The sequence below is a fragment of the Bacillus sp. MUM 13 genome (genome assembly GCF_001866725.1).
In the GTDB taxonomy this organism is placed as follows: domain Bacteria; phylum Bacillota; class Bacilli; order Bacillales; family DSM-1321; genus Peribacillus.
The window spans coordinates 43868-51299 of sequence record NZ_MLYQ01000056.1 but is presented as its reverse complement, the minus strand read 5'-3'; the positions used below and the strand labels follow the sequence as shown (position 1 = coordinate 51299).

At 43.8% G+C, this 7432-nt stretch carries 5 protein-coding genes; all 5 read left to right on the top strand.

Annotated features, from left to right (window positions below; translation table 11 throughout):
* The first annotated feature begins 232 nt into the window (after positions 1–232).
* The 5 genes from BIV59_RS14630 (at position 233) to BIV59_RS14610 (ending at position 7318) form a co-directional block, all read left to right on the top strand.
* Positions 233–1675 (top strand): aldehyde dehydrogenase family protein, encoded by a 1443-nt coding sequence (locus BIV59_RS14630; protein WP_071352208.1) that lies wholly within the window; start codon positions 233–235, stop codon positions 1673–1675.
* 18 nt (positions 1676–1693) lie between these two features.
* On the top strand, positions 1694–2899 hold the full coding sequence (locus BIV59_RS14625) for a hydroxyacid-oxoacid transhydrogenase (protein ID WP_071352207.1): 1206 nt from the start codon (positions 1694–1696) through the stop codon (positions 2897–2899).
* Between the two features lie 182 nt (positions 2900–3081).
* On the top strand, positions 3082–4320 hold the full coding sequence (locus tag BIV59_RS14620) for an iron-containing alcohol dehydrogenase (RefSeq protein WP_083392193.1): 1239 nt from the start codon (positions 3082–3084) through the stop codon (positions 4318–4320).
* A gap of 149 nt (positions 4321–4469) precedes the next feature.
* Entirely contained in the window at positions 4470–5765 is a 1296-nt protein-coding gene (locus BIV59_RS14615) for an MFS transporter (protein ID WP_071352206.1), read from the top strand.
* Between the two features lie 89 nt (positions 5766–5854).
* A complete protein-coding gene (locus BIV59_RS14610; protein ID WP_071352205.1) occupies positions 5855–7318 on the top strand; it encodes an NAD-dependent succinate-semialdehyde dehydrogenase in 1464 nt (487 codons plus the stop codon).
* Positions 7319–7432 lie beyond the last annotated feature (114 nt).

The following is a 7432-nucleotide window of genomic DNA, read 5'->3' as shown; positions in this document are numbered from 1 at the left end:
ATGATATATTTTTGAAAATGATTATATATTATTTGGATGATTTACAATAGCTCATTTAGTTGAATGTGTACAGAAAAGACTAACTAACATATGAGAATATCATTTCTTATATTTAGAGCAAAGTAATTCATTACAATGAAAGCGCTTTATATCTGCCTGTTAGAAACTGCCCAAAATAGTAAAAAGATGAGAAGAATGGATCTTTAATGGACAGAGGAGGAGGGGAATTACAATGAACACAACGGTAAGTAAAAAAAATGAAGTTTATGGCCATTTCATTAATGGCAGTTGGATCTCCGATCACAAAACAATCCCTGTTATGAACAAATATACCAAAGAAGAAATTGCACGGATTGGCAGTGCATCCCGGAAAATTGTTTCTGATGCAGTAACCAATGCCCTGGAAACCTTTAATGAAAAAAAGCTAGATTCCACTCAACGCTACGAGATTCTAATGCGTGCAGCGAGTATCGCTAAAGCAAGAAAAGAAGAGCTGGCAATGATTCTCGTACAGGAAGTCGGTAAAGTATTGAAGGATGCCAGAGGGGAAATCGATAGAGGAATTCAAACCATGATCAATTCAGCGGAAGAAGCAAAACGGATTGCTGGTACAGGCGTTCCTTTAGGACAGTCTGGAAACGACAATAAGATGGCTTTCACCATCCGGGTTCCTGTTGGGGTTATTGGTGCGATTACCCCGTTTAATTTCCCGTTCAATCTCACTATACACAAGGTAGCTCCTGCGTTGGCAGCGGGAAACACCATTGTGTTGAAACCTGCTGAAGTGACGCCTCTTATTGCATGCAAGATCGCAGAAATTTTTTCCGAAGCCGGATTGCCTGCAGGTTTTCTGAATGTGGTTAACGGGTTGGGACAGGAAACAGGCCAATATCTTTTAGAGGATGAACGCATTGCGATGTTCACTTTTACAGGGAGTCCCAGTGTAGGGAGGCACATTAAGAGCAGTACAGGAATTCGTAAGGTTACCTTGGAATTAGGGAATAACTCCCCTAACATCATTCACAAAGATGTCCCTGATTTAGACAGGGCAGTTGAGCTCTGTGTCACGCGGGGGTATATGAATGCAGGTCAAGCCTGTATCTCTGTACAGCGCATCTACGTTCATAGAGATATCTGCGATGTGTTTGTGGAGAAGGCAGACAAGGTGGCACAGAGCTTGAAGGTCGGAAATCCTGCAGATTCTTCCACAGACATTGGCCCTATGATTTCCGAGAAAGAAGCAAGACGTGCGGAAGAATGGATCCAGGAAGCCAGTCGTCTTGGGGCTCATGTGGTATATGGAGGGAAAAGGCGGGGTTCAATTTTAGAACCTACTATTTTAATAGATGTGAAGCCGGAAATGAAGGTAGTCTGCCAGGAAGTGTTCGCTCCGGTGATAAGCATTATTCCTTACGATAGCATCGAGGAGGCTTTCCATCAGGCGAATGATACGAAGTTCGGGTTACAAGTTGGTTTTTTTACATCGGATATCACTTTAGCCATGCGGGCAACACAGGAACTCCAATTTGGCGGTGTGATAATCAATGATGTTTCCACATACCGTGCTGACATTATGCCGTATGGCGGCGTGAAGGATAGCGGAATTGGCAAAGAGGGACCGCATTATGCCATTCAAGAAATGACGGACGAAAAACTTGTCGTCATCAATCTATAGAATTTGGAGGTAAGGGGCATGAGAAATACATGGGATTTTTATTCTACTGAAAGAATCGTATTTGGAAACGGGGCGATCGGGCAATTGGATTCGATCCTTCAAAGATTAAATGCGAAAAACATTTTGCTCGTTACTGACCCAGGAATCAAAAGTGCAGGTATCGTCGACAGAATTACCTCATTGCTGGAACAGGCAAATTACGAAACAGTGATCTATGACCAGGTCGTACCGGAGCCGCCGGTAGATTCGGCGATGGACTGTTATGAGTTTGCTAAATCCCAAATGGATATTGATGCAGTAATTGGCCTTGGTGGAGGCAGCAGCATTGATATGGCAAAGATTGTCGCTTTGCTTGTCGCTCATGGCGGACATCCTTTGGATTATTATGGAGGAGAAAACCAGGTACCCGGACCCATCGCCCCGCTTGTAGCAATTCCGACGACCGCTGGAACCGGTTCAGAAGTGACATCTGTAGCGGTCTTGACCGATGTCGAAAATAATTTGAAAGTTGGTATCTCAGATAATTATCTAAGACCAACAGTTGCTCTGCTCGATCCAGAATTAACGTTAGGGCTTCCTGCCTATGTAACAGCTTGTTCCGGAATCGATGCTTTGTCACATGCGATAGAGGCCTACACAGCCAAACCTTATGCATTTATCCAGGCAGAAGGAAGTATCTTATTCCAAGGTTCAATCCCCATCAGTGATGCACTCGCATACAAGGCAATTGAATTGATCGCAAAAAATCTGCCGCTTGCTGTGCAGCAAGGAAGCAATCTTGAGGCCCGTTCCAATATGCTGATGGGCAGCCTGCTGGCTGGAATGTCCTTTTCAAATGCAGGTACAGCAGCAGCCCATGCACTGGCTTACCCAATTGGCGGGCTTGTGAAGTCACCTCATGGAGAAGTTACTGGGCTCTTGCTTCCGTATGTAATGGAGTATAATGCAGCCGTGGAAACAGAAAAAATGATGAAAATTTCACAGGCATTCCATCTGAACTCGGATGGCCTATCCGATAAGGAAGCAGCTTTGGCCGCTTCAAAAGCTGTGCTTGCCCTGCTTGGGGAAATTGGGCTGCCTACAAGACTAACAGAGATTGGGATCAAAGAAGAGGATATTCCCGCTATTGCCGAGAAGACCCTCCAGATTGATCGCCTTGTTCGAAATAATCCAAGGGTGCCAACCCAGCGCAGTTTAGAAGAATTACTTAGAAAAGCTTTATAGATTAGATTATTTGTATTGGAAACTAGAGTCCCGCTTCACCCGGCCAGTAAGATAAACGAAAACTTAAAAGCACTTATCGTAGCTTAGGGTAAATTAATATTAACAAATCAGAAAGGAACTGCAGACCGGAGCGGAAAAATTTCGCAATCTAATAAGAATATAAAATGAAAGGAAGTTGCAAAATGTCTCTTATGCCTTTTACATATTTTATGCCGACACGAGTGGAATGCGGAAACGGAATATCTGGAAAAACAGGGGAACTAATTAAAGATTTAGGGGTATCGAGTGTTCTCATTGTTACAGATAAAGGGGTGAGAGCAGCCGGACTCTTACAAGGCATTGAAAAATCCCTTTCTTCGGCAAACCTTTATTTTGAGATTTACGATGAGGTAGAGCCCAATCCATCAGTTGAAACAATCCAGCGGGGGACTGTGTATCTTAGGCAAAAAAAGATTGAGGCAGTTCTCGCTGTAGGCGGAGGAAGCAGCATAGACACAGCCAAGGGAATCGCGGCAATGGCTACTAATCCAGGCCATATCCTGGATTATGAAGGGGTTGGAAAAATTTCCAACTCTCCACTCACGATCATTGCAATCCCGACTACGGCTGGAACTGGCAGTGAAGCCACTAATTCGACAGTGGTAACGAATAAGGAAGCCTCTTTTAAATTAGGTGTACTTAGTTCACTATTATTTCCAAATCTAGCTATATTGGATCCTGCCCTTACCTTGCGTTTGCCTCAAGAGATTACTGCAGCTACTGGTATGGATGCTTTAACCCATGCGATTGAGTCCTACACATCCAAATCAGCTAACCCTGTCAGCAAGGCTTTCGCCATGCAGGCGATTAAGATGATCGGTGAAAATTTAACACGTTCGTACTTTGTGGGTACAGACTTAGAAAGCAGGGAAAACATGCTTGTAGCCTCCCTGTTAGCTGGGGTAGCCTTTTCACAGTCCCGATTGGGCAATGTACACGCTATTTCCCATACATTTGGAGGAGTCTTTAATATACCGCATGGCATTGCAAATGCAGCTCTATTGCCATTTGTTATGAAATTCAATCTGCCGGCATGTGCGGAACAGTATAGAGAAATAGCGATAGCTTTAGGAAGGGATGTAAGCGGTTTATCTATCGTGCAAGCAGCCGAGAAAGCAGTAGATACCGTCATCGAGATGAATCAATGTATGAATATTCCTCTTAATATTAAAGAGCTCGGAGTCTCATTGGACGTTTTGCCGAAATTAGTGGAAGACTCCATGAGGAGCGGTAACGTGTTCGTTAATCCGAGGCTGACGAAGGCATCTGATATCAAATTGATAATTGAGAAGGCTTATGATGGAGATTTAGAAGGATTTCATAATGGCAAACGGGATGCTTTCGGCCCCAAAAGTCTGGAACCGGCCATCATGAAAGTGTAAAGGCGATATTACTGCCATTGTACTGTAATAGTCCTCTGAAAATTTCTGGAAACTCCAAAACTGTTTACCCTTTTCAACTTTTATCGGGCCATATGAATATCCCGCAACATTTTTTCTGCCTAATATAATTCTCAATAAGAGGTGCAAATATGAAAAAGACAAATGGAAGATGGCTTGTGGTAGGACTCCTTTTTATCGCTACAACAATCAACTATATGGATAGGGCAATTCTTGGGATTGCAGGGCCCTCGATCATGAAGGATCTTTCGCTTTCGGCGGTTGAATTCGGGATATTAGGGTCAGCGTTCTTTTGGTCGTATGCCTTAATGCAGGTTCCGGTCGGGGTAATCGTTGATAAATTAGGGGCCCGCTTAACGTATTCCATCGCCATCGTGTGGTGGTCGCTTTGTACAGTGTTTACTGGATTTGGACGTTCGCTTGGCGTACTGATCGGCATCCGCGTTTTAATGGGAATCGGAGAGGCTCCAGCGTTTCCAACCAATACGCGCGTTATTTCAGACTGGCTGCCGTCACACGAACGGGGCATTGCAAACGGGATTTTTAATTCCGGTACTGCTATCGGTATTGGTATAACGACACCGATTTTAGCATGGATTATCCAGAATTGGGGATGGCAAGCATCCTTTATGGTAATTGGCTCCCTCGGTTTTGTATGGCTGGCATTCTGGTTATTCTATTTCAAAAACCATCCAAAGGAAAGTAAGATCGCAAATGAGACGGAAGTGGCCTATATCAAAGAGGGGCAAACTCAAGCGGAAAAAGCACCGGCGCTAAACATCTCACCATTTAAATTCTTTAAATACAGAAGTGTTTACCCAATGTTATTCGGTTTGTTTGCACATAACTATCTTACTTATTTAATGATGACCTGGCTTCCTACTTATCTTGTAGTCGAGAGGGATATGACACTTTTAAAAGCAGGATTTTTCACAATGCTGCCTTGGATTATGTCCTTTTTGGGAAATATCCTGGGAGGTGTGCTGTCGGATATCTTAATTAAAAGAGGCTGGAATTCGATCAAAGCCAGAAAAACCGTTTTAGCCATAGGCATGCTATTTCCATTAGCCATTATACCGACTATCTATACAGACAGCGCGATTATGGCACTTACTTATATTTCCATAGCAATCGGCGGTGAAGGATTGGCTGCGGGCATTCTATGGGCTACTGTTTCAGATGTTGCTCCAAAGGGTGCGGAAGGAAAGCTTGCAGGCTTGCAAAATTTAGTGGGGAATCTCTCTGGCTGGATAGCTCCAGTCGCGACAGGGATTTTAGTAGCGAAGCTTAATAATTTCAATATAGCTCTGATTATACCGGTAGTTCTTTGCCTTATTGCTGCTGTGGGATATACCTTCATTCTTAGAAATGAGAGGATTTCCACCAACTCGGACATTGACGGAGGAATGAAAGTTTCAGGACTCTGATCAGTTCTTACCTTATTGATCGAACAACTTTGAAATTTTGATAAAGAATGAAAATTACTATAAATATGTAAAAAAAAGGAGACTTATTTATGCTGAAAACTAGACGATTAGTCGATTTAACTGAACTGAAAATGTATGTAAACGGGGAATGGAAAATGGCACAGAACGGAGAAACCATACCCGTTGTAAATCCATCAACGGGGAAGGCGGTGGCTAAAATCCCAAATGGCGGGCGCCAAGAAACCCAGAGGGCAATTGCAGCTGCTGAGCAAGCGTTTAAAACCTGGTCAAAATTGACTGCTCAGGAACGTGGTAAATACCTAAAGAAATTGCATGATCTTATGCATGAATATAAAGATGAATTAGCAGAAATCATGAGTCTAGAAATGGGAAAACCCTTTACAGAAGCCCAGGGTGAAGTGGCTTTTGCTGCAAGCTACCTGGAATGGTTTGCGGAAGAAGGACGCCGGATTTATGGGGAAACGATCCCTGCTTCTGCTGCAAATAAAAGGCTGACGGTGATCCGCCAGCCGATCGGAGTGGTAGCCTCAATTACTCCTTGGAATTTCCCGTTGGCTATGATGACGAGGAAGGTAGGACCTGCAATGGCCGCTGGATGTACAGCCATTGTGAAGCCTGCGAAACAATCTCCTATTAGTGCGTTAGCATTTGGCAAATTAGTAGAAATGGCTGGAGTGCCGGCTGGGGTGGTTAATATAGTAACGGGTAGTGCCGGACCTATCTCTGATGAAATCTTTGAAAATCCTGTAGTAAGAAAAATTTCTTTTACCGGTTCTACTGAAGTAGGCAAAATGCTGGTTACCAAGTCAGCCCCACAACTCAAGAGACTTTCCCTTGAGCTTGGAGGACATGCGCCGTTTATCGTTTTTGAAGATGCTGAATTGGAAGCAGCAGCAGCTGGTGCCGTGGCAAGCAAATTCAGAAATACAGGGCAAACGTGCGTTTGTGCAAATCGAATTTACGTCCACCGTTCTGTCATCGATAAATTCTCTGAGCTTTTTGTTGAAAAGGTACAAGCTCTTAAAGTCGGGAATAGTATTGATCCAACAGTTGAAGTCGGGCCTCTTGTCAGCAGTGACGGGCTGGCAAAGGTAGAGGAACATGTACAAGATGCTTTGGCAAAAGGTGCCCGCCTTCTTTGTGGGGGACAAAGGGTGAAAGGGGAATTGGCGGATGGATTGTTCTATGAACCTACCGTTCTTGGTGGAGTGAACAAGGATATGATTATCACATTCGAGGAAACATTTGGTCCGGTTGCCCCAATCATCCCGTTTGATACAGAAGAAGAAGTGATCGAGCTTGCCAATAATACAGAGTACGGGCTGGCGGCTTATTTTTATACACAGAATATAAGCAGGGGCGTTAGGGTATCAGAAGCCCTGGAGTTCGGGATCATTGGCTTTAATGACGCAATTCCCACTGTTGCACAGGCTCCATTTGGCGGCATGAAAGAGAGCGGCATGGGAAGGGAAGGCGGCTATCAAGGCCTTGAAGAATACTTGGAGGAAAAATATATCTCGATGGGTTTTTAGGACAGGGCAATAAAGGCTTAGAGGTCTTTTGATTTGAATATTTTCAAAAATCCTCCCAAAGCTGGCAATAAAACTAGATAGACTGCAAGCGAATCCTAAAAGCTAGGAATCTAT

What these genes read in the sequence shown, in the direction of transcription:
- BIV59_RS14630 (WP_071352208.1), top strand. Translation starts at nt 233, where the DNA reads ATGAACACAACGGTAAGTAAAAAAAATGAAGTTTATGGCCATTTCATT.
- BIV59_RS14625 (WP_071352207.1), top strand. Translation starts at nt 1,694, where the DNA reads ATGAGAAATACATGGGATTTTTATTCTACTGAAAGAATCGTATTTGGA.
- BIV59_RS14620 (WP_083392193.1), top strand. Translation starts at nt 3,082, where the DNA reads ATGTCTCTTATGCCTTTTACATATTTTATGCCGACACGAGTGGAATGC.
- BIV59_RS14615 (WP_071352206.1), top strand. Translation starts at nt 4,470, where the DNA reads ATGAAAAAGACAAATGGAAGATGGCTTGTGGTAGGACTCCTTTTTATC.
- BIV59_RS14610 (WP_071352205.1), top strand. Translation starts at nt 5,855, where the DNA reads ATGCTGAAAACTAGACGATTAGTCGATTTAACTGAACTGAAAATGTAT.